The sequence below is a fragment of the Steroidobacter sp. genome (assembly GCF_036406195.1).
GTDB lineage: Bacteria > Pseudomonadota > Gammaproteobacteria > Steroidobacterales > Steroidobacteraceae > Steroidobacter.
In genome coordinates this window covers 191,227-213,335 of sequence record NZ_DASWVW010000035.1, presented here as the reverse complement: position 1 = coordinate 213,335, position 22,109 = coordinate 191,227, and the positions used below count along the sequence as shown (strand labels likewise).

22 protein-coding genes are annotated in these 22,109 nt (G+C 62.3%); 14 read left to right on the top strand and 8 right to left on the bottom strand.

The features are described 5' to 3' along the window. Positions 1–2: 2 nt before the first annotated feature. The 3 genes from mlaE to VGE08_RS17345 all read right to left on the bottom strand — a co-directional run bounded on the left by mlaE (position 3) and on the right by VGE08_RS17345 (position 2,722). The gene (mlaE, locus tag VGE08_RS17355; RefSeq protein WP_331069176.1) at positions 3–770 is read right to left on the bottom strand and encodes a lipid asymmetry maintenance ABC transporter permease subunit MlaE; all 768 of its coding nucleotides are present in this window, start codon (positions 768–770) and stop codon (positions 3–5) included. Further along, positions 767–1,618, bottom strand: coding sequence for an ATP-binding cassette domain-containing protein (locus VGE08_RS17350; protein ID WP_331069175.1), 852 nt, complete (start codon positions 1,616–1,618; stop codon positions 767–769). Before VGE08_RS17350 ends, mlaE begins: the two co-directional genes overlap by 4 nt. Before the next feature lie 84 nt (positions 1,619–1,702). Further along, the gene (locus tag VGE08_RS17345; protein WP_331069174.1) at positions 1,703–2,722 is read right to left on the bottom strand and encodes a class I fructose-bisphosphate aldolase; all 1,020 of its coding nucleotides are present in this window, start codon (positions 2,720–2,722) and stop codon (positions 1,703–1,705) included. Positions 2,723–3,061: 339 nt separating this feature from the next. Between VGE08_RS17345 and VGE08_RS17340 the strand changes: the two genes are divergently transcribed. The 12 genes from VGE08_RS17340 (at position 3,062) to VGE08_RS17285 (ending at position 13,106) form a co-directional block, all read left to right on the top strand. After that, the gene (locus VGE08_RS17340) at positions 3,062–3,520 is read left to right on the top strand and encodes an SUF system Fe-S cluster assembly regulator (RefSeq protein ID WP_331069173.1); all 459 of its coding nucleotides are present in this window, start codon (positions 3,062–3,064) and stop codon (positions 3,518–3,520) included. Between the two features lie 20 nt (positions 3,521–3,540). Next, positions 3,541–4,998: a Fe-S cluster assembly protein SufB gene (gene sufB, locus VGE08_RS17335; RefSeq protein ID WP_331069172.1), complete on the top strand. Its 1,458-nt coding sequence runs from the start codon at positions 3,541–3,543 to the stop codon at positions 4,996–4,998. A gap of 118 nt (positions 4,999–5,116) precedes the next feature. Beyond that, positions 5,117–5,869: a Fe-S cluster assembly ATPase SufC gene (sufC, locus tag VGE08_RS17330; protein WP_331069171.1), complete on the top strand. Its 753-nt coding sequence runs from the start codon at positions 5,117–5,119 to the stop codon at positions 5,867–5,869. Further along, positions 5,866–7,188, top strand: coding sequence for a Fe-S cluster assembly protein SufD (gene sufD, locus VGE08_RS17325; protein WP_331069170.1), 1,323 nt, complete (start codon positions 5,866–5,868; stop codon positions 7,186–7,188). Before sufC ends, sufD begins: the two co-directional genes overlap by 4 nt. Then, on the top strand, positions 7,185–8,438 hold the full coding sequence (locus VGE08_RS17320; protein ID WP_331069169.1) for a cysteine desulfurase: 1,254 nt from the start codon (positions 7,185–7,187) through the stop codon (positions 8,436–8,438). Before sufD ends, VGE08_RS17320 begins: the two co-directional genes overlap by 4 nt. 22 nt (positions 8,439–8,460) lie before the next feature. Then, positions 8,461–8,907, top strand: a complete 447-nt coding sequence (gene sufU, locus VGE08_RS17315; RefSeq protein ID WP_331069168.1) for a Fe-S cluster assembly sulfur transfer protein SufU — start codon at positions 8,461–8,463, stop codon at positions 8,905–8,907. A gap of 41 nt (positions 8,908–8,948) precedes the next feature. After that, positions 8,949–9,500, top strand: a complete 552-nt coding sequence (sufT, locus tag VGE08_RS17310; RefSeq protein WP_331069167.1) for a putative Fe-S cluster assembly protein SufT — start codon at positions 8,949–8,951, stop codon at positions 9,498–9,500. A 2-nt stretch (positions 9,501–9,502) separates the two neighbouring features. Beyond that, positions 9,503–9,817, top strand: a complete 315-nt coding sequence (locus VGE08_RS17305) for a non-heme iron oxygenase ferredoxin subunit (protein WP_331069166.1) — start codon at positions 9,503–9,505, stop codon at positions 9,815–9,817. An 8-nt stretch (positions 9,818–9,825) separates the two neighbouring features. Next, positions 9,826–10,329 (top strand): histidine phosphatase family protein, encoded by a 504-nt coding sequence (locus VGE08_RS17300; protein ID WP_331069165.1) that lies wholly within the window; start codon positions 9,826–9,828, stop codon positions 10,327–10,329. A 63-nt stretch (positions 10,330–10,392) separates the two neighbouring features. After that, positions 10,393–11,100 carry a YkgJ family cysteine cluster protein gene (locus VGE08_RS17295; RefSeq protein WP_331069164.1) on the top strand — a complete coding sequence of 236 codons (708 nt, stop codon included), beginning with the start codon at positions 10,393–10,395 and terminating at the stop codon, positions 11,098–11,100. A gap of 184 nt (positions 11,101–11,284) precedes the next feature. Continuing rightward, a complete protein-coding gene (locus VGE08_RS17290) occupies positions 11,285–11,890 on the top strand; it encodes a helix-turn-helix transcriptional regulator (protein WP_331069163.1) in 606 nt (201 codons plus the stop codon). After that, positions 11,880–13,106, top strand: coding sequence for a type II toxin-antitoxin system HipA family toxin (locus VGE08_RS17285; RefSeq protein ID WP_331069162.1), 1,227 nt, complete (start codon positions 11,880–11,882; stop codon positions 13,104–13,106). The genes VGE08_RS17290 and VGE08_RS17285 overlap by 11 nt, the downstream gene beginning before the upstream one ends. A gap of 30 nt (positions 13,107–13,136) precedes the next feature. Here VGE08_RS17285 and putA read toward each other — a convergent pair whose 3' ends face one another. Continuing rightward, positions 13,137–16,280: a bifunctional proline dehydrogenase/L-glutamate gamma-semialdehyde dehydrogenase PutA gene (gene putA, locus VGE08_RS17280; protein WP_331069161.1), complete on the bottom strand. Its 3,144-nt coding sequence runs from the start codon at positions 16,278–16,280 to the stop codon at positions 13,137–13,139. 166 nt (positions 16,281–16,446) lie between these two features. Here putA and trxA point away from each other — a divergent pair, with 166 nt between their 5' ends. Continuing rightward, complete coding sequence (gene trxA / locus VGE08_RS17275) at positions 16,447–17,304, top strand: thioredoxin (RefSeq protein WP_331069160.1); 858 nt, start codon at positions 16,447–16,449, stop codon at positions 17,302–17,304. Positions 17,305–17,345: 41 nt separating this feature from the next. Here trxA and VGE08_RS17270 read toward each other — a convergent pair whose 3' ends face one another. Beyond that, positions 17,346–18,104 carry a queuosine precursor transporter gene (locus VGE08_RS17270; RefSeq protein ID WP_331069159.1) on the bottom strand — a complete coding sequence of 253 codons (759 nt, stop codon included), beginning with the start codon at positions 18,102–18,104 and terminating at the stop codon, positions 17,346–17,348. Between the two features lie 202 nt (positions 18,105–18,306). Between VGE08_RS17270 and VGE08_RS17265 the strand changes: the two genes are divergently transcribed. Then, a complete protein-coding gene (locus tag VGE08_RS17265; protein WP_331069158.1) occupies positions 18,307–19,140 on the top strand; it encodes an MOSC domain-containing protein in 834 nt (277 codons plus the stop codon). A gap of 53 nt (positions 19,141–19,193) precedes the next feature. Here VGE08_RS17265 and VGE08_RS17260 read toward each other — a convergent pair whose 3' ends face one another. The 3 genes from VGE08_RS17260 to VGE08_RS17250 form a co-directional block, all read right to left on the bottom strand. Beyond that, on the bottom strand, positions 19,194–19,460 hold the full coding sequence (locus tag VGE08_RS17260; protein ID WP_331069157.1) for a hypothetical protein: 267 nt from the start codon (positions 19,458–19,460) through the stop codon (positions 19,194–19,196). Between the two features lie 299 nt (positions 19,461–19,759). Continuing rightward, on the bottom strand, positions 19,760–20,890 hold the full coding sequence (locus VGE08_RS17255) for an acyl-CoA dehydrogenase family protein (RefSeq protein ID WP_331069156.1): 1,131 nt from the start codon (positions 20,888–20,890) through the stop codon (positions 19,760–19,762). Positions 20,891–20,906: 16 nt separating this feature from the next. Beyond that, entirely contained in the window at positions 20,907–22,103 is a 1,197-nt protein-coding gene (locus VGE08_RS17250; protein WP_331069155.1) for an acyl-CoA dehydrogenase family protein, read from the bottom strand. Positions 22,104–22,109: the final 6 nt, after the last annotated feature.

The window sequence follows — 22,109 nt, the reverse complement described above, 5'->3', positions numbered from 1 at the left end:
AATCACAGCATGACCGCTGTGAGCATGTAATCCAGCATCAAGGTCAACACCGCGGAGATCACCACGGTGCGAGTAGTCGCACGGCCCACGCCTTCAGCGGTCGGGATGGCGGTGTAACCCTCGTACACCGCGACCAGGCTGCACGCGAAGCCGAACACGCAACCTTTGATGACACCCTCGGCGATATCGTCGGACGACACGCTCGATCGCATCTGCGACCAGAACGACGCCGTGTCCACGCCGAACATCTGCACGCCCACCACCTGCACGCCGAAGATGCCGATCGCGATGAAGATCAGCGTCAGCAGCGGCATGGCAATCAAGCCGCCGAGGAAACGAGGTGCCACCACGCGGCGAATCGGATCGACCGCCATCATTTCCATCGCGGTGAGCTGATCGGTCGCGCGCATCAAGCCAATCTCGGACGCGAGTGCCGTGCCCGCCCGGCCGGCAAACAACAACGCCGTCACCACCGGCCCCAGCTCTTTGATGAGCGCCAACGCGGCAGCCGTGCCAAGCGCGTCCTCCGAACCGAAGCGCAACAACAAGTCATAGCCTTGCAGGCCGAGCACCGCGCCGACGAACAGTCCGCAAGTCATGATGATGACCAGCGACAATGCACCGGCATTGTGGACCTGGTCGATGATCAGCGACGGGCGCAGCAACGCGCGCGGCACCTGGCCGAGCACGCGTCCGAGAAACAATGTGACGCCGCCGACGGTCGCCGTGAAATTGCCCGCGTTGTCGGTCAGCTCTCGCAGTAGCTTCATGCGTCGGTCCCGAGCAGCTGCTGGTAGTAGTCAGCCGCCGGATAGTGAAAAGGCACCGGGCCGTCGGGCAGGCCGTTGAGGAACTGGTTGACGATGTCGGATTCGTGGCCTTTGAGATTCTTCAGCTCGCCTGACGCCGCCACTTTGCCGCCGGCAATGATGTAACTGGTATCGGACAGCTCCGAGAGCTCCTTCACGTCGTGCGAGACCACGATGCTGGTGATGCCCAGCGCGTTGTTCATGTGCCGCACCAGGCGCACGATCATCCCCATCGAAATGGGATCGAGGCCGGTGAAGGGCTCATCGTAAATCAACACTTCGGGATCGGTCGCCATGGTGCGCGCCAGCGCCACACGGCGATTCATGCCGCCGGAAAGCTCCGACGGCATCAGGCGCGCCGCGCCCCGCAAGCCCACGGCCTGCAGCTTGGTGAGCACCACGTTGCGAATCAAACATTCGGGAAGATCGGTGTGCTCGCGCAAGGGAAACGCGACGTTCTCGAACACATCCATGTCGGTGAGCAGCGCTCCGTTCTGAAACAGCATGCCCATGCGCCGGCGCAGCGCGTACAGCTCGCGAGTTTTGAGCGACGACACCTCGATGCCGTCGAACAGGATCTGGCCGCTGCTCGGCTTGATCTGTCCGGTGATCAAACGCAACAGCGTGGTCTTGCCGGTGCCGCTCGGTCCCATGAGCGCGGTAATTCGGCCGCGTGGAATCGACAGATTCAGGCCGGCGAAGATGCTTCGGCCGCCGACCGAATAATGCAGATCGCGAATCTCGATCAGGGATTCGGAGGCAGCGGCTGGATGGGCGGACGACGCATAGGCGTTAACGGCAGAGACCATTCAGACCTCAAAGGTAACCACACGATGCATTGTCGCCGCCCATCATTAGCTGTTCCTTAGCTGCCTATGATATGCCACAGGGCCTCAGGCGGCCTGCTCGGACTGGGCGGTGTAGCTGCCGGAGCGCGCCAGGCTGTTCAACTTGGCACGGCGGGCAAACGCCTTCTGCCCGGCAACGAACGCGTCGGGCTTGCCGCCCCACGCCTTGAGCGCTTCGTCCTGCAGAGCACGGCCATACGAGAACGTCAGCTCCCAAGGCAGATTGCCGATCTGGTTCATCAAGCTCAGGTGCTCGGTCGCTTCCGCGGCGCTCTGGCCACCGGAGAGGAACGCGATGCCCGGCACGGCGCTCGGCACGTAGCGCTTGAGCGTGCGCACGGTTGCTTCGGCGACCTGCTGGCGGCCGGCGCGCGAGGTGTTCTTCTTGCCCGAGATGACCATGTTGGGCTTCAGGATCATGCCTTCCAGATGAATGCGATGTGAATTCAACTGCGCGAACACCGACTGCAGCACGGCGCTCGTCACTTCTTCACAACGCTCGATGGAGTGATCGCCATCCATCAGCACCTCGGGCTCGATGATCGGCACAATGTTCGCTTCCTGGCAGAGCGCGCCGTAACGAGCCAGCGCATGCGCATTCGCGTCGATTGCGAACTGCGTCGGAATGTCCTTGCCGATATCGATCACGGCACGCCACTTGGCGAAGCGGGCACCCAGCTTGTGATATTCGGCCAGGCGCTCGCGCAGGCCATCGAGACCTTCGGTGATGGTCTCGCCGGGGAAGCCGGCCAGGGGCTTCGCGCCCAGGTCCACCTTGATGCCCGGCACGATGCCGAGCTTGGCGAGATGCTGCGGGAACGGCGTGCCGTCCTTGGTCTTCTGGCGGATGGTCTCGTCATAGAGGATCACGCCGCTGATGTAGTTCGCCACGTCCGGCGCGGTGAACAACAGCTCGCGATAAGTGCGGCGCGCTTCCTCGGTCGACTCCAGCTGGATGGTGTCGAAGCGCTTCTTGATGGTGCCGCTGGATTCGTCGGCCGCCAGGATGCCCTTGCCCTTGGCAACCATTGCGCGCGCGATCGATTCGAGCTCGGTACGATTCATAAATCCTCCGCCTTCAGGGGTGAGCTTGCGCGCGGCCAACGCCTCCGCGGCGTGTGCCCGGCCGGCAAGCCTCAAGTTATGGGGGGCGTAGGATACCAAATCGCCTTCAGCCTCACGGGCTTCCCTTGTGGTGTAGGAACGACAACGTTGGACTGCATGCGGCTTCGGCGGGTTCCGCGCCAGCCACGACCTCTCCGGACATAACCTCGCCAGTTGCGCTTCGATCCAGCCCGGCAGTGGTCCAGACAGTGGGTCAGACAGTGGCGAGAGGGCTTGTATTGGGACTAGAATGGTCCCATTTCCTCCTTCCGCAGTCCCAACCACGGAATCGCCACCACCATGCTTCGCATCAGCAAGCTGACCGACTACGGCACCGTGATCCTGGCCCGGCTCGCCGGCCAGCCCGACCGCTTGTGGACGGCGGCCGAAGTGGCCGAGGCCACGCACATCGGCCTGCCCACCGTCAGCAAACTGCTGAAAAAGCTCCAACGCAGCGGACTGGTCGCGTCCACCCGAGGCAGTCACGGCGGCTACCAGCTGGCGCAGCCAGCGGGTGAAATCACCGCCGCCCGCATTCTCGACGCGCTCGAAGGGCCGTTCGCCATCACCGAATGCAGCGGCGCACACAGCACCTGCGGTCTGGAGCCGAAATGCTCTGTCGGCCATACCTGGCAAAAGGTCAACGCCGCCATCCGCCGCGCGCTCAACGACATCTCGCTCGCACAACTCGCGGGCACCGAGCGCGGGGTGACGACCACCACCGTGCCGCTGACCCGGCTGCGCGCTCCGCACGGTTAACTCTTGCGTTGTAACTTCCAATGGCAAGCAATCCTCAAACAGACCCCACGCTCGAAGCCCTGGTTGCCCAGAAATACCGGCACGGCTTCGTCACGGACATCGAATCCGACACGGTACCGCCCGGGCTCGATGAAGACATCATCACCTTCATCTCGCGCAAGAAGGGCGAGCCGCAGTTCATGCTCGACTGGCGCCTGAAGGCGTACCGCCACTGGCTGACCATGCGCGAGCCGCACTGGGCGCACCTGCGCATCCAGCCGATCGACTACCAATCGATTTCCTACTATTCGGCGCCCAAGCCGAAGGCGGATGCGCCCAAGAGCCTGGATGAGGTCGATCCGAAGCTGCTGGAGACGTATGACAAGCTGGGCATTCCCCTGCACGAGCGCGCCCGCCTTGCCGGTGTCGCGGTCGACGCGGTGTTCGACAGCGTGTCGGTGGCGACCACGTTCAAGGAGCGGCTGAGCAAAGCCGGCGTGATCTTCTGTTCCTTCTCCGAAGCCGTGCAGAAACATCCGGAGCTGGTCGAGAAGTATCTCGGCACGGTGGTGCCCTACACGGATAATTTTTTCGCGACGCTGAATTCGGCGGTGTTCACCGACGGCTCGTTCGTGTTCGTGCCCAAGGGCGTGCGCTGCCCGATGGAGCTGTCCACCTACTTCCGCATCAACGCCGCCAAGACCGGCCAGTTCGAGCGCACGCTCATCGTTGCCGAGGAAGGCTCGCATGTGAGCTACCTCGAGGGCTGCACGGCCCCGATGCGCGACGAGAACCAGTTGCACGCGGCGGTCGTCGAGCTGGTCGCCCTGGAAGGTGCGCAGATCAAATATTCGACCGTGCAGAACTGGTATCCCGGCGACGAGCAGGGCCGCGGCGGCATCTACAACTTCGTCACCAAGCGCGGCGAATGCCGGGGCGCCAACTCGAAGATCAGCTGGACGCAGGTGGAGACCGGTTCGGCCATCACCTGGAAATATCCCAGCTGCATTCTCACCGGCGACAACTCGGTGGGCGAGTTCTATTCGGTGGCGGTGACCAACAATTATCAGCAGGCCGATACCGGCACCAAGATGATTCACATCGGCAAGAACACGCGCAGCACGATCGTGAGCAAGGGCATCTCGGCCGGGCGCGGGCAGAACGCCTATCGCGGCCTGGTGAAGATCCTGCCGAGCGCCACCAACGCGCGCAATTTCACTCAGTGCGATTCGCTGCTCATGGGCGACAAGTGCGGCGCGCACACCTTCCCTTATATGGAAGTGCGCACGCCGACCGCGAGCGTCGAGCACGAAGCCACGACGTCGAAGATCGGCGACGACCAGTTGTTCTATTGCTTGAGCCGCGGCATCTCCGAAGAGGACGCGGTGAACATGATCGTCAACGGCTTCTGCAAAGCGGTGTTCAAGGAGCTGCCGATGGAGTTCGCCGTCGAAGCGCAGAACCTGCTCGCCGTGAGCCTGGAAGGGTCTGTGGGATGACAACAGCTCTGCAGCAGCGGTTGGCGGTTAGCGGTTGGCGGATAGTCAGAACGACTCACTGCCTCCACCGCACCCCAACCAGCCGCTAACCGCCAACCGCTAACCGCAACTACTCATCATGCTCAGTATCAAGAATCTCCACGCGCTCGCCGGCGAAAAACAGGTGCTCAAGGGTCTCGACCTGGAAGTCGGCGCGGGCGAAGTGCACGCCATCATGGGTCCGAACGGCTCCGGCAAGAGCACGCTCGCGCAAGTGCTCGCGGGCCGCGAGGGTTACACGGTCACCGAGGGCAGCGTCACCTATAAAGGCAAGGACCTGCTGGCGCTGCCGCCCGAAGAGCGTGCGCGCGAGGGCGTCTTCCTGGCGTTCCAGTACCCGGTGGAAATCCCCGGCGTGAACAATGTGTATCTGTTGAAGGCCGGTCTGAACGCCATCCGCAAACATCGCGGCGAATCCGAGATGGACGCGTTCGAGTTCCTCACGCTGGTGCGCGAGAAGATGAAGCTCATGCAGATGGACGAGAGCTTCCTCAATCGCGGCGTGAACGAAGGCTTCTCCGGCGGCGAGAAGAAACGCAACGAGATTCTGCAGATGGCCGTGCTGGAGCCGTCGCTCGCGCTGCTCGACGAAACCGACTCCGGCCTGGACATCGACGCGCTGCGCGTCGTCGCCAACGGCGTCAACAGCCTGCGCAGCCCGGAGCGCGCCATCGTGCTGGTGACGCACTACCAGCGCCTGCTCGACTACATCGAACCGGATCATGTCCACGTGCTTTCCGATGGCCGGATCATCAAGAGCGGTGATAAGTCGCTGGCACTCGAGCTGGAGAAGCGCGGCTACGACTGGGTCAAACAGGAGGCAGCTGCGTGAGTGCGGTAAGCGCCAAGAGCACTGCATCGCCCGTCGAACGTTACAAAGCTGCGTTCGAAGCACGCTGGCAGGGCGATGACACCCTGACCACGCTGCGACGTGCAGCGCTAGAGCAGTTCCTGTCCACGGGCTTTCCTACGCAGCGTGACGAGGATTGGAAGTACACCAACCTGCGGCGCCTCGAATCGCGCTCGTTCACACCGGCGGAAGCTTCTGCGCTCGACGCCTATCAGCCGGAGTGGCTGACGACGGCCGGCACGCGCATCGTGCTGGTCAACGGCCATTGCCTGCCTGCCCTGTCTTCACAGAAGGCGCAACCGCCCGGCGTCACCGTGCTCACGCTCAAGCAGTGGATGCAGCACGAACCTGCCGCCGTCGCGGCATATCTGCAGGAACACGATCAACTCGGCAGCCACGCATTGGAGCAGTTGAACCTCGCCTTCTTCGAGGATGGCGTGGTGGTGAATCTCGCGGACCACGCGTCGCTCGACGAACCCATTTATATCGTGCATCAGTCGACCAGCTCGGCCGCACAACGCATGAGCCACCCGAGAATCATCGTCCGTGCGGGGCGCAACAGCCGCGCCACCATCATCGAACATTATCTCGGCGCCAACGAAGCCGAGTACTTCACCAATGCAGTAGTGCGATTCGAAATCGCCGCTGGCGGCGCTGTGAAGCATTTTCGCGTTCAGCAGGAAGCGCCGCGCGCTTTCCACATCGGCCACGTGCAGGCGAAACTGGCGAAGGACGCTCGCTATTCGATTCATGACATCGCGCTCGGCGCGAGTCTGGGCCGAAACGGCATTGCCGTTTTGCTCGAAGGCAGTGGCTCGCACGCCGCGCTGTTGGGAATGTTCGCGCCGATGGGCAATCAGCATCTGGACGCGCACACGCGCCTCGACCACATCGCCGCTCACACGACCAGTGAAGAAGACTATCGGGGCATCGCCGGCGGAAGAGGCCGCGGTGTCTTCAACGGCAAAGTCATCGTCCGCCCGGATGCGCAGAAGGTCGATGCTCGCCAGTCCAGCCGCAACCTGCTGCTGTCGCCCACCGCCGAGATCGACTCCAAGCCCGAGCTGGAGATCTATGCGAACGACGTGAAGTGCAGTCACGGCGCGACCACCGGCCAACTCGATGCGACCGCCCTCTTCTATCTGCGTTCGCGCGGCTTGTCTGAATCGGACGCCCGGGCGGCGCTGATCCGCGCCTTTGCCGAATCCATTCTCTCGACCATCGACCTTGCCCCGCTGCGCGCCGCGCTGGAAAAGCAGATCGATGAGCGGTTCAAGCCAGCTAGCGAGGCCAATGCATGAATGCCGCTGTGACAGCACCGCGCAGTGCTACCACGCTCGATGTCGCTGCCATCCGGCGCGACTTCCCGATCCTGCACCAGACAGTGAACGGCAAACCGCTGGTGTATCTGGACAATGCTGCCTCCAGCCAGCGGCCCAAGTCGGTAATCGAAGCCATCTCCCGCTATTACGAGCAGGACCACGCCAACGTGCATCGTGGGGTGCACACGCTGAGCCAGCGCGCTACGGACGCTTACGAGGGCGCGCGAGAGACCATTCGCCGTTTTATCAATGCGCGTGACACGAAGGAGATCGTCTTCGTTCGCGGCACCACCGAAGCGGTGAACCTGGTCGCGCAAAGCTTTCTGCGTACCGGCTTCCAGCCTGGCGATGAGATCCTGATCTCGGCGTTGGAACATCACGCCAACATCGTTCCGTGGCAAATGCTGCGCGAGCAGGTGGGCGCGGTGTTGAAGGTCATTCCAATCAGCGAGCAGGGCGAAGTCGATTTCATCGAGTTCGAGAAGCTCATCGGTCCACGCACGCGGCTGTTGGCTCTGGCGCATGTTTCGAATGCGCTCGGCACCATCGTGCCGGTGGAACAATTCATCGCGGTCGCCAAACAGCATGGCGTGCCGGTGTTGCTCGATGGCGCGCAGGCCATTCCTCATACCGCCGTGGACGTGCAGGCTTTGGGCTGCGACTTCTATTGCTTCTCCAGCCACAAGATGCTCGGCCCGACCGGGATGGGCGTGCTATACGGCAAGCGCGAGCTGCTGGAAGCCATGCCGCCCTGGCAGGGCGGCGGCGACATGATCCTGTCGGTGTCGTTCGAAAAGACGACGTACAACCAGTTACCCTGGAAGTTCGAAGCCGGCACGCCGCACATCAGTGGCGCAATCGGCCTTGCCGCGGCCATCGATTACTTGGAAAAGATCGGCATGGACCGCATTGCCGCTTACGAGCACGAGTTGCTGGAGTACGCCACCGAGCGGCTGTGCCAGGTACCGGGCCTGCGGATCGTTGGCACGGCCGAGCACAAGGCTGCGGTCGTGTCGTTCACGCTGGAAGGCATTCATCCGCACGACATCGGCACCATCCTCGATACCGAGGGCGTGGCGATTCGCACCGGCCACCATTGCGCCATGCCGGTGATGGAGTTCTTCAAGATTCCCGCCACGGCGCGCGCGTCGATGTCGTTCTACAATACTCGCGAGGAGATCGACAGGCTGGTGGCCGCCCTCGAACATACTCGCAAGGTGTTGGGCTGAGCCCTCGTTATCTCATATCGACATGGACCTGAAAGACCTTTATCGCGACGTCATCGTCGATCACAACCGCCATCCGCGGAACTTCGGCAAGCTGCAGCCTGCCGACGTGCACGCCGATGGCCACAATCCGTTGTGCGGCGATCGCCTGACGGTTTACGCGAACCTCGAAGGCGAGCACATCACCGATGTGAAGTTCGAGGGCAGCGGTTGCGCGATCTCGGTCGCGTCGGCTTCGTTGCTCACCGAGGCCGTCAAGGGCAAGACCCGGTCCGAGATCAAGGCATTGTTCGACGACATTCACGCATTGCTGACCCAGCACGATGCGGCCGTCGATCCCGCCAGGCTGGGCAAGCTCGCCGCCTTGTCGGGTGTTCGTGAGTTTCCGGCTCGCGTCAAGTGCGCGAGCCTGTGTTGGCATACGTTGAACGCCGCGCTCGACCGTGCGGCCGAACCCGTGACCACCGAATGATCCTCCCCCTAGTCGCCAGTCATTAGTCACTTCTGGTCTTCATGCACAGCCACGACAACGAACCTGTAACCCTACAGCGCGACGTCGAAGCCATCATGGTTCCCGCCGGCATCCCGGTGACATTGCGCGATGGCAAAACGGGGTTCATTACCCAGGCTCTGGGCGGCAGCTTCACCGTGTACGTGGAGGGCAACCTGTTCCGCATCGCCGGCAAGGATGCGGATGCGCTCGGCAAGGAGCCGAGTCTCGCGCCGGAGCTGCCTCCGAACGCCACCGACGAAGATGTGAAACAGCTGGTGTGGAATCAGATGCGCAGCTGCTACGACCCGGAAATTCCCATCGACATCGTCGAGCTGGGCCTGGTGTACTCCTGCGACATCATTCGCACGCCCGAAGGCGAACGTATCGCGGACATCAAGATGACGCTCACCGCGCCCGGCTGCGGCATGGGCGAGGTGCTGGTGCAGGACGTGAAGGACAAAGTCGAGCTGGTACCCACGGTGACCCGCGCCGATGTCGAGCTGGTGTTCGATCCGCCCTGGAACCAGACCATGATGTCGGAAGCGGCACGTTTGCAGACAGGAATGATGTGACGATGACCTGGCATCCCGTGGCTCCGGCCGCCTCCATCCCTCCGGGCGACTACGCGCAGACCGAGATCGACGCTCGGCTCGTCGCCGTGTTCAATATCGACGGCAAGTTCTACGCCATCGACGATCTGTGCACGCACGATGGCGGCGAGCTGGCCGGTGGCGCGGTCGAAGGTGACGTTGTCATTTGCCCACGCCACGGCGCGCGCTTCTGTTTGCGAACGGGCGCGGCGCTCACGCCCCCGGCTTACGAGCCGGTGCGCACCTACCAAACGCGAGTTACCGACGACGGGATGGTCGAGATTCAAGCCGACGACTAAGGAGCTCCATGCGGCGCCTGACTCTGCTTCGACACGCCAAAACCGAGGCTCAGCATTCCGGACAGGAAGATTGGGATCGCGCGCTCGAGCCGCGCGGGCAGAAAGACGCGCCGGAAATGGCTCGCCGGCTGCGTGAGCGCAAGCTCAAGCCTGACAAGGTGATCACGAGCCCAGCGGTGCGTGCTCTCACCACTGCGGAGATCTTCGCCCGCGAGCTGCATCTGCCGGCGACGAAGCTGCTGCAGGATGAGCGCCTGTATCTCGCTTCGCCCAAGGTGCTGAAAGAAGTCGTGCGCGAATTGGGCGGCGATGCGCAGCATCTGATGATCGTCGGACACAACCCCGGCCTGACCGAGTTCGCCGACCGTCTCTCAGCCGAGCGCGAGATCGACAACATGCCGACCTGCGCGGTCTACACGCTGGAGTTCGACATCGAGTCCTGGAGCGAGCTCGATTGGAACAGTGGCATCAACGCCGAGTTCGACTATCCCAAGAACTGCAGCTCCTGCTAACGGCCTACTCCTCTCTCGCGCGCATACGTGCGCCGCGCGTGCGCGAACTGATAGAAACATTCCGTGGAAATCGATATCGACATCCCTTTCGTCCGTGGCCTCATTGCTGAGGAGCATGCACGTGCGCGGGACGAAATTCGCGATGTCGGCGTAGTGCGCGCCTACGAGAACTCCCGCGAACGCCACGACTCACGCATCGCCGCCGCACCGGATATCGGAACCCTCGCCTGCCGCTCCGGCTGCACCTGGTGCTGCCATTTCAGCGTCGACGTGCGGGCCGTCGAAGCCTTCAGCATTCTCGACTTCGTCGAGCGCTCGTTGCCCGACGAGGAGAAAGCGCGCGTGTACTCGGAGATCCGCGCCAACAGCACGGCGTTAGATGGCATGGATGAGATCGAACGCATGCGACGCAACGTCAAATGCCCCTTCCTGAGCCAGGGCCGCTGCTCCATCTACGCAGCGCGTCCACAAACCTGTCGCAACTACCACGCAACCGATGCCGCCGGCTGCGAGGCGTCCTACCAGGACCCCGACAACTTCGACATCGATCCGGAGTTCGCGCCTATGGTCTATCAAGCCGGCGCCGCCCATGTCGATGCATTCACTCGCGCCATGCGCGAGGCCGGCTACGACACCAACGTGTACGAGCTGAACTGCGCCCTCGCCGCCGCCCTATCGGAGCCTCGATCCCGCGAGCGATTCGAGTCCAAGCTCCCGCCCTTCCAGCAACTGACCGGCGACGACGTCTGCGGCGACTTCGACGAAATCTGAGAAGGATCAGTGGGCTGGCAGCCAGAGCCGGTCACGCCATTTTTGATCCATTATGATGGATCAATTGACGCAACTGATATATTTAAATAGATCACAAATTGACAACATCGGTCCAACCTGATATGTAGATACGCATCAACTCTATTTTTTGATATGTATTGATATATCGGTAAGGCTGGACCCCATGTCTTCCTCGGCAGCAGACTTCGCGACTGCGCTCCGAGCCGCTCGCGAGACGAAGCGGCTGAGCCAGCGCGACCTCAGCAATCTCGTCAACGTGCCGCAAGGCCATATTTCCAGGATCGAAAGCGGGACGGTCGACTTACGCCTTTCGAGCCTGATCGAGCTGGCGCGCGCGCTCGACCTGGAGTTGGCCCTGGTGCCGAGGAAGAGCCTGCCGGCCGTTCAGTCCATTCTCCGAGCCGTGGACGATGGCGAACGAACGCAGGGCTCCTCCCGACACCCCAAGCCCAAGGAAGTGGCTCGCCTGCTCAGCCGCCTCGCCGCGCTGACTCGCTTGTTCCCGGAGAGCGTCGAACTGGCGCAGATCACACGTCAGATGCGCGACCTCATGAACTTGCCGCTGACTGCTGAGGATCACGAAACACTGAACGAGGTCGATAAAATCCTGTCGCGAGTACGGGGCACGGACAATCTCGAACCGCTGCAACGCGCGCTCACTCGGCTCCAACAGCTGCGCAGCGAGATTGTGCACAACAGGATCAGTGCTCCCTCCCCCGGCGAAGTGCGTCCGGCCTATTCGCTGGAGGATGACGAGAGTGGCCGATAGCGTCGCCATTCTCGATGTCCTGCTCTACGGCGAGCCTATCGGTACACTGACTCGCTTCAGCGACGATCGCACGCTATTTGCGTTTGACGCGTCCTATATCGCCGATAGTGCCCGGCCAACGTTGAGCCTGGGCTTCAAAGACAGTCTCGGCGGACTGATCACCGATCATCGAGCCGTACAGACTCGACTCATGCCATTCTTCTCCAACCTTCTTCCGGAAGGCCATCTGCGTCGTTATCTGGCCGAGCGCGCGGGCGTGAGCTCAGAGCGCGAATTCTTTCTGGTCTGGGCATTGGGACAGGATCTACCGGGCGCGCTGAGTATCCGATCTGCGAATGCAGACAGTTGGCCGCGAACCGAGAGCTCTTCTTCCATGGCGCAGATACAAAGCGACGAGAACGTGCTGCGATTCTCACTCGCGGGTGTCCAGCTGAAATTCTCTGCCGTCGAAGAAGCACGCCACAGTCTTACGATTCGCGCGAACGGCGTCGGCGGCTCCTGGATCGTGAAGCTACCGTCGCGCGAGTTCCAAGGAGTACCGGAAAACGAGTATTCAATGATGACGCTGGCGCGCCTGGTCGGCATTGACGTGCCGCCTGTCAAACTCGTGGATGTCGGCGCGATCGGCAATCTGCCGGGAGGTCTCGGGACTCTCCAGGGAAACGCTTTTGTCATCGAGCGCTTTGACCGGCTGAAGGATGGCAGCAGCGTCCATATCGAAGATTTTGCGCAGATCTTCCGCGTCTATCCGCACGACAAGTACCGGAAGGCGAGCTACGTGAACATTGCAAGCGTCATCGCGGCGGAGGGCTCGGCAAGCGATGTAGCCGAGTTCGTTCGACGACTCACGTTCAATGCGCTGATAGGCAACGCCGACATGCACCTCAAGAACTGGTCGATGATCTATCCCGACCGGCGCAGCGCCGCACTCGCCCCCGCCTATGATTTTGTCTCGACCGTCGGCTATCTCGATGACGAGTCGGCAGCCCTCACCGTCAGCCGCACGAAGCGTTTCGACCAGTTCACGGAGGACGAGCTATCCCATCTTGCCGACCGAGCGCGCCTGCCACGCACGCTGGTGATCGATACGGCACGGGAAACAGTCTCCCTGTTCCGCGAGCAGTGGATGGCAAACAAGAAACATCTGCCACTGACCAAGCACATCATCGGCAAGCTCGAAGCCCATCTCGCAACTGTCCCGCTCGCGAAACGTTGATCGTGGCGCTGAGAACCGCGTCCGACGCCGCTACTCCCCCTCCATTGCCAGCAGGCTGGCATTGCCCCCGACCGCGGCGGTGTTGATCGTCACGGTTTGCTCGGTGGCGAAGCGGTGCAGATAGTAGGGGCCACCGGCCTTGGGACCGGTGCCGGACAGGCCGCGACCACCGAAAGGCTGCACGCCGACGACGGCGCCGATCATGTTGCGATTGATGTAGACGTTGCCGGCGCATACACGAGCGGCGATGTAACGAGCCGTGGCGTCCACGCGAGTGTGAATACCCAGCGTCAGGCCGAAGCCGGTGGCGTTTACCGCTTCGATGACGTTGTCGATCTGGTGGGCGTCATATCGGATCAAATGCACGATAGGACCGAACACCTCGCCCTCGAGTTGCGATAGAGCGTCGATTTCCACCGCCTGGGGCGGGAAGAACGTGCCACGCTGGTGCTGGGGACCCAGTTTGCACGCATGACTCCAGCGTGCTTTGCGAGTGATGTTTTCCGCGTGAGTACGCAGCATGTCGCAGGAAGGAACATCGATCACCGGGCCGACATCCGTAGTCAGCAGCATCGGATCGCCGATGCTCAGCTCGTCCATATAGCCGGCGAGTAACGCGGCGACGCGATCGGCGATCTCGTCCTGCACGTACAACGCACGCAGTGCCGAGCAGCGCTGCCCCGCACTGTTGAAGCTGGACTGCACTACGTCGAGGACGACTTGTTCGGGCAAGGCGGAGCTGTCGGCGATCATGGCGTTCTGGCCGCCGGTCTCGGCGATCAGCACAGGGATGGCGCCGTCGCGTTTCGCCAGCGATCGGTGGATCGATTTCGCCGTCTCGGTGGAACCGGTGAAGGCTATGCCGGCAATGCGCGGGTCTGCAACGATGCGCGCACCGACGACAGCTCCATCACCCGGCAATAGATGTAAGACGTCGGGTGGAATGCCAGCTTCCAGTAGTATCTGAACCGCGCGCGTTGCGATGAGCGGTGTCTGTTCAGCGGGCTTGGCCAGGACGGAGTTGCCCGCAGCGAGCGCAGCGGCAATCTGACCTGTGAAGATCGCCAATGGAAAGTTCCAGGGACTGATACAGCAGAACACACCGCGACCGTGCAGCCTCAGCTCGTTGCTCTCGCCCGTCGGCCCCGGCAATCGAACGCCGGCGCCGAACTCGTTGCGGGCACGGTCGGCGTAGTAGCGCAGGAAATCAACGGCCTCGCGTACTTCCGAAATGCTGTCGGGAATAGTGCGCCCGCCTTCTCGCACGCAGTAGGAAATCAGCTCCGGCATCCGCTCTTCATAGAGATCCGCTGCGCGCTCCAGAATCTCGGCGCGCTCGGTGGCGGGCGTGGCATTCCATGCGGGTTGCGCCAGCTCCGCCGCGGCAATGGCCCTGTCGACGAGCGCCGCGTCCGCGTTGCTGACGACGCCAATGACTTCGGAACGATTGGCAGGATTGCGCGCCTCTACTGGGGCGGCATCGTGCAGATCCCCATTCACGAGGGGTCCGGCAACCCAACGGTGTCGCGCGGCCTGCTGGATCTTGCCAAGCAGTGGCTCACATTCCGCAGGATCGGCGAGATTCACGCCCAGCGAATTCAGCCGAGCCGAGCCATACAACAGCCGCGGCAATGGAATACGTGAGTGAGGTATTTGTTTCAGAGCATCCACTTCGAGCACTGGGTCGCGAATGACCTCCGTCACCGCGTGCTGCTCATCAACAGCACGGTTGACGAATGAAGTGTTGGCTCCATTCTCGAGCAACCGTCGCACCAGATACGGCAATAAATCCTCGTGAGAGCCCACGGGGGCATAGACCCGGCATGGAATCCCGAGCTTTTCTGGACCGACAATCTGCGCATACAGTTCCTCTCCCATGCCGTGCAGACGCTGGAATTCAAACTTTCTCCCAGCCTCGCCGGCCAGCTCGATGATGGTCGCGACCGTCTGTGCGTTGTGAGTTGCGAACTGTGGATAGATGAGCGGCCCCGCCGCGATCAGCTCGCGCGCACAAGCGATATAGGAAACATCCGTGCTGACCTTGCGAGTGAACACCGGATATCCGGCTAGTCCGCGCTCTTGCGCGCGCTTGACCTCACTGTCCCAATACGCACCTTTGACAAGACGCACGTTGAGCCGCCGGCCCGTCGAATCGGCGAGTCCGATAAGCCAGCGAATCACATCCAGCGCGCGCTTCTGGTACGCCTGCACAGCCAAGCCGAAACCTTCCCAGTCCGCCAGCTCCGGCGAGCGAGCCACGTGTTCGACCAGTTCCAGCGATAACTCCAGGCGCTCAACCTCTTCGGCATCCACCGTCAACGGAATGTTCACTCCGCGCGCGGCAGCGGCCAACTCATGCAACCGAGGCGCGAGCTCTTTCAGCACACGATCTCGTTGCGTGAACTCGTAGCGCGGAAACAGCGCCGATAACTTCACTGAAATGCTTGGTGCACCCTCGATTGAAGACCTGCGGCTGGAATGTGCGCCGATCTTTTGTATGGCCTCGTGATAGGCCGTGAGATAGCGCCGCGCGTCCGGGTCGGTCAGCACAGCCTCTCCGAGCATGTCGAACGAGTGACGGAACAGCCTGTTCTCCGCATCCACCGAACGGTCCAAGGCTTCGTCGATGGTGCGCCCCATGACGAACTGATGCCCCATGATGCGCATGGCCTGACGGAACGCCGCGCGCAGCACTGGCTCGCCAATGCGGCCGGCAATGCGGGCGAGCACACCGCGAGGATCATGAATATCTGCATCACTCGGGCGGACGATTCGGCCGGTGAGCATCAGCCCCCATGTGGATGCATTGACGAACAATGATTCGCTGTCGCTCAAGTGCGCAGCCCAGTCGCCCGCCGCGATCTTGTCGGCGATCAACCGGTCCGCGGTGGCATCGTCGGGGATGCGCAACAATGCCTCGGCGAGACACATCAGAATCACGCCTTCCTGCGAAGACAGATCGTACTTTCGCAAGAAGGCATCCAGGCCCGTGCGGCGCGATTGATGGTTGCGCACACCTTCGACGAGGCCCTGGGCGCGAGTGGCTATCCTGGCGCGCTGGACTTCCGATACTCGTGCGGCGTCCGCCAATGAGCGCACGATCCGTTCCTCGTCGCCGAGATAGTTGCGGTTGATGGCATCGGCAATCGGCCGGGAGAGGCGATCGGCACACATGCGATTTATTCTCGCGTCGTTTGGTTGCGACGCCATAGACGGTACACAACGAGCCGCGACTCGGGTGTACGTAGATGGCGACAACCGCTCGGGCGCTTGAATTCCCGTGGCCGGGACTCAATCATGTACAGATCGTTTGCAGAAAACCCCATCCCCGGAGAGCCGCGTGAGTCACGAAGCGAGCGTCGTCACCGCTGATACCTTCATGACTGAAGTGGTCGAAGCCTCGGCCAGGGTGCCGGTGCTGGTGGACTTCTGGGCACCCTGGTGCGGGCCCTGCAAACAGTTGATGCCGGTGCTGGACCGGTTGGCTCAGGAGTATGGCGGCCGCTTCCGCCTCGCCAAGGTCAATACCGACGAACAGCAGGAACTGGCGCAACAGCTTGGCATCCGCAGCTTGCCCACTGTGGTGCTATTCAAGGATCGCACGTCCGTCGATCACTTCATGGGTGTGGTGCCCGAGGCGCAGATCCGGCAGATGCTGGACAAACATCTGCCCACCAAATCCGACGGCCCTCTGGAGCGCGCGCAGGCCCTCAAAGCCAGCGGCGATTTCGCCGGCGCTCGCACGCTCATCGAAGCAGCGCTGGCGACGGATCCCCAGAACATCATCTATCTGACCGAGCTCGCCGAGTTGCATGCACTGGATGGCGATCTCGAAGGCGCGCACAGCGAGCTGGCGCGTCTGCAGGGCATCGAGCCCAACCACCCCTCGGTGAAACGACTCGCCGCGCTGCTGAATTTCAGCGACGTAGTCGCCGCTCATCCCGACGTGCGTTCGTTACGCGAGCGCGTGGCGGCGAATGAAGGCGATCTGGATTTGCGGCATGCACTGGCTGTGCATCAGCTATTGGGCGGTGATGTCGAACCGGCGCTGCAGACCTGGCTGGACATGCTGCGGCAGCATCGCAACTACAAAGACGACCTGGCGCGGCGCAGCCTGCTGCAGGCGTTCGAGCTGATCGGAGACGCGGACCCCATCGTCGGGCGCACTCGGAAGGAAATGGCGCGCCTGCTGTTTTGAGCTCTCGCCGTCAGCTCATGACGCCGCCACGGTTGTTATTCTTATTTGGCCCGCGCCACGGCCTGCAACCGTTCCGACGCTTCGTTCCCAAGATACGCGCGAATGATCCGCCGCGTCACGTAAATCAACGGAATGAGCAGGAACGCCATCAGCAGTTTGTAACCATAGTTGACGCTGCCCACCGCGAGAAACAACGGCACCGGCCACTGCTGCGGCCCGAGCACGAACGCGATATACAACACGACGAAGCTATCCACGAGCTGTGACACCGCCGTCGAGCCGGTTGCTCGCAGCCAGATCCAGCGCTCCCCGGTCATCAGGCGAATGCGGTGAAACACCGCCACATCGATCAGCTGGCCGATCAGGAATGCAGTCACCGAACCGGCGATGGTCCACATCCCCTGCCCGAAAATGTTGGCGAACGCGGCCTGCATGTCGGGCACGCCGCGCTCGCTGTTGACCGCAACCCAGAACCCCGCCGGTGCCAGCGAGATCGCCACATACGCGGCCAGAAAGCCATAGACGATCAAAGCCACGGTCAGCCACGAAATGAAGCGCACGCCGCGGCGGCCGAAATACTCGTTGATGATATCGGTCATCAGAAAGACGAACGGCCACAACAGCACGCCGCTGGTGAACGACAGCGAGCCGCTTTGTCCGAACAGATTCCAATTCAAGGGATCGAGCCCCAACGTCGGCTCGAGCGCGAAGATCTTCACGCCGACGAACTCGGCGATCAGGGCATTGCAGACCAGGAATGCCGCCAGGACCACGAACAGGCGCGCGGCTCGATTGGACACGGGATGTTCCCTCGCCGGCAGGCCGATAGTGGGTGAATTCAGGCCTGCATCCGTAGCTCGTGCCAGTCGGTCAAGTGCCATGCTTTGCTCGGGGTGCCATTCGAGTTCCACTGATGCATGAGTATGCACCACCTGGTGCGCTGCCGCCCCGGCACGAACCGGTTATGCTTGCCCTCCCTTTCTCCTTCAGAAGCTCGGGATCATGCTGCAAATCACAGGGCTGAACATCTATCCGGTCAAGTCATGCCGGGGCATTGCGCTGACGCAAGCGCGCACCACCGAGACCGGCCTGGCGCATGATCGCGAGTGGTTGGTGGTCACACCGGAATACCGTTTCCTGACCCAGCGTGAACAACCGCTGCTGGCGCAGATCGAGACGGCCATCACTGACGATCGGCTGGTACTTCGCAAGCCGCAGGGCGCCGAGCTCTCGTTGCCGCTCGATATGACGGGGCCCGAGGTCGAGGTCACGATCTGGCGCTCCAAGGTGGCCGCGTTCGACGCAGGCGAGCCAGCAGCCAACTGGCTCACCGAGCACCTGGGCAAGCCGTCGCGCCTGGTTCGCTTCGACAAACGTCACAAGCGCGCCAGCGACAGCAAGTGGGCCGGCGACGTCGAGGCATTGAATCAATTTTCCGACGCCTTTCCGTACCTGCTGATCTCGGAAGGGTCGCTCGAGGAGTTGAACCGCCGCCTGGATCAGCCGCTGCCCATGAACCGCTTCCGCCCGAACATCGTGGTGAATGGCTTGCCGCCGTTCGGCGAGGACAGCGTGGATGAATTCGTGGCCGGCGAGGTGCGGCTGAAAGTTGCCAAGCCCTGCGATCGCTGCGTGATCACGACCACCGATCAGTTCACCGGCGAGCGCACCGGCGAGGAGCCGTTGCGGACGCTGAAGGAGTTTCGCTTCGACCGCAATCTACGCGGTGTCTTGTTCGGTCAGAACTTGATCCTGACGAGCGGCCTGGGAAAGGAATTGAAGGTGGGTCAGCAGCTGGAATTCACCGTGGGCACGAGCAAGACGAGCATCGCCTGAAGTCTCGCTCGACCCAAATCATCCGGCCCGTCGGCGGGCCGATCTTCCTGCCGCTACCCCTCGCGCTCGCGAGCAACGGCGCGCGACAGTAGACGCAGCGTTTCGGCTTCCCAGCCGAAGCGGGATTCAATAGCTGCATCCTCGCCAACCGATCTCTGTACGGCCGCGACGTGTGGAGCAACGCGACGGATCACGGTGCTCTCCCAGTCCTCCCGGACCAGGGTCTTTTCCGGATCCTCGTCTTCCAACTCCGGATCGATCTGTACCGGGCGGGGCATCTCGACCGTCGCTTCGGGATCGTATTCGCGCTCGATTGTCATAATCTCTACTCGTCGGCTCCAACGACCGTGCGACCCTACCTGCTCCAACTCGTGGGGTCATGAGCGGCGGATCACAAGGCCGATACATCAACTCGTCCAGCGCGCGAAGCCGCGGCATCGCGCACGCTTTGAGCTTAATGCCTGGCGTCGAGCGTAGGTTCCGCTGTAGGGAGACCTCGATGACCGAGCCGCTGCTTCATGCCTGGAGCCCTGCTCGACGTGCGCGTCGCGAGCTTCAGCAGCGAGCTGACCCGTCAAGCCGGCAGGCTGGCGTTTGATCCTTCCAGCTCGATCGGAGGTCAATAGCCTGCCAGCTGCGCGAACCGGTCGGTGTGGTAGAACTGATCGCCGAAAGTCTCGGCGGCGGCGCGGGCGCGCTTCATGAAGAATCCGATGTCGAATTCGTCCGTCATGCCGATGCCGCCGTGCATTTGCACCGCTTCGTTGGTCGCGATGCGCGCCACGTCGCTGGCTTTGGCTTTGGCGAGGCACACGAGTGAGGATGCCGTCGGGTCCTGCGCGTCCAGCGCCTGCATCGTTCGCAGCACCACCGAGCGCACCAGCTCGATCTCGCAGAACAAGTGTGCCGCACGATGTTGGAGAGCCTGGAACGTGCCGATCTTGACGCCAAACTGTTCGCGCTCGCGCAGATAAGCGAGCGTGCGTTCGAATGCCTCTTCAGCGACGCCGAGCAGCTCGGCCGCCAGCACTGCGCGTCCGGCATCGAGCACCGCATCCAGCACGATTGCTCCCTTGTCGAACGTGCCGATGACATTGGCTTCGTCGACGATCACGTCGCGCAGTTCCACCACCGCACTATTGCGGCTATCGACCATCGACGAACGTGAAATCGTCACGCCGTCCGCCTTCGGATCGACCAGCAACAGAGTGATGCCATCGCGCGAGCCGATATCGCCTGACGTGCGCGCGGTAACGATCAGTCGATCCGCCACATGACCGTCCAGCACATGCGGTTTGCGGCCACTGACCTTGTACTTCCCAGCGCAGCGCGTAGAGATCTGGTACGGCGCGTGGCGCTCGCACTCGTCCGTGGCGAAAGCAACCACCAGGTCGCCGCCCGCAATTGCGGGCAGCAATGTTTCTTTTTGCTCCGGAGTACCGCCACGTAGCAAAGCGGTCACAGCCAGTACGGCACTCGACAGCAGCGGGGTCGCGCTCAGGTTGCGGCCGATCTCGGCGGCAAGCAGCCCGGCGCCGACGAAGCCGAAACTCACGCCGCCGTACTCCTCGGGCACGAGCACCCCTGCCCAGCCCATTTCCGCCATCTCCTTCCAGAGCGGCCGGCTGAATCCGGTCGGGTCTGCGTCATCACGCAGCTTGCGCAACTGCGCGACTGGCGCACGCTCGGCGACGAAGCGCTTGGCCGCGTCCCGGAACATTTGCTGATCGTCGGTAAGTATCAGAGTCATGAATGGTTCCTCGACGTCACGCGCCCGGCAGACGCAGCACGTTCTTGGCGATGATGTTCAGCTGGATTTCGGACGTACCGCCCTCGATGGAGTTGGCTTTGGTCCTCAGCCACATCGCCGCCAGTTGCTCCTCGCCCGGTGCATCGCCGAACCTCAAGCCTTCGCTACCTGCCACCGACATGGTCAGCTCGGCGCGGCGCTTGTTCAGCTCGGTGCCGTAGTACTTGAGCATCGAGGACATGGCGCCGGTCTCGTTGCCGGCCTTGGCTTCGTCGGTCACCCGCTGCATGGTGAGCGCGAACGCCATCGCGTCCATTTCGAACCGCGCGATATCGGTGCGCAGTGCCGGCTCGGCCAGGCGGCCAGCCGCCAGGCCGATGTTCTTGACCGCCAACTGGCTCAGTGGGGTTGCGCGCTGCATGCCGAAGCCGCCGATCATGTTGCGCTCGTGCGTGAGCAGGTACTTTGCAATGGTCCAACCCTTGTTCAACTCGCCGACCAGGTTCTGCTTGGGCACCTTGACGTTGTCGAAGAACGTCTGGGTGAACGGCGAATAGCCCGAGATCAGGCGGATGGGCTGGGTGGTGATGCCGGGCGACTCCATGTCGAACAACAGGAAGCTGATGCCTTCCTGCTTCTTGCCCGAGAAGCTGGTGCGCACCAGGCAAAAGATCCAATCGGCTTTGTCGCCATAGCTGGTCCAGATCTTCGAGCCGTTCACGACGAAGTGATCGCCGTGATCGTCGGCGCGCGTCTTGAGCGATGCCAGGTCCGAGCCCGCGCCGGGCTCCGAATAGCCCTGGCACCAGCGGATCTCGCCGCGCACGATCTTGGGGAGATGCTCGCTCTTTTGTTGCTCGTTGCCATACTTGAGCAGCGCCGGCCCGAGCATGGAGATACCGAAAGAGGTGAGCGGCGAACGGCATTTCAACGCCGCCATTTCCTCGCGCAGCACGCGAGCCTGTTCCTTGCTCAGCCCACCGCCGCCGTATTGCTTCGGCCATTCCGGCACGGTCCAGCCGCGCTCGGCCATTCTCTGCAGCCACACACGCTGCGCATCGTTCTTGAACTGGAACCGCCGGCCACCCCAGCAGGTGTCGTATTCATCGACGACCGGCTGGCGCATCTCGACCGGACAGTTCGCTTCCAACCACGCGCGCGTGTCGCGCCGGAATGTTTCCAGTTCTTGATCTGATTCGACTTGTGCGGACATGTTCGT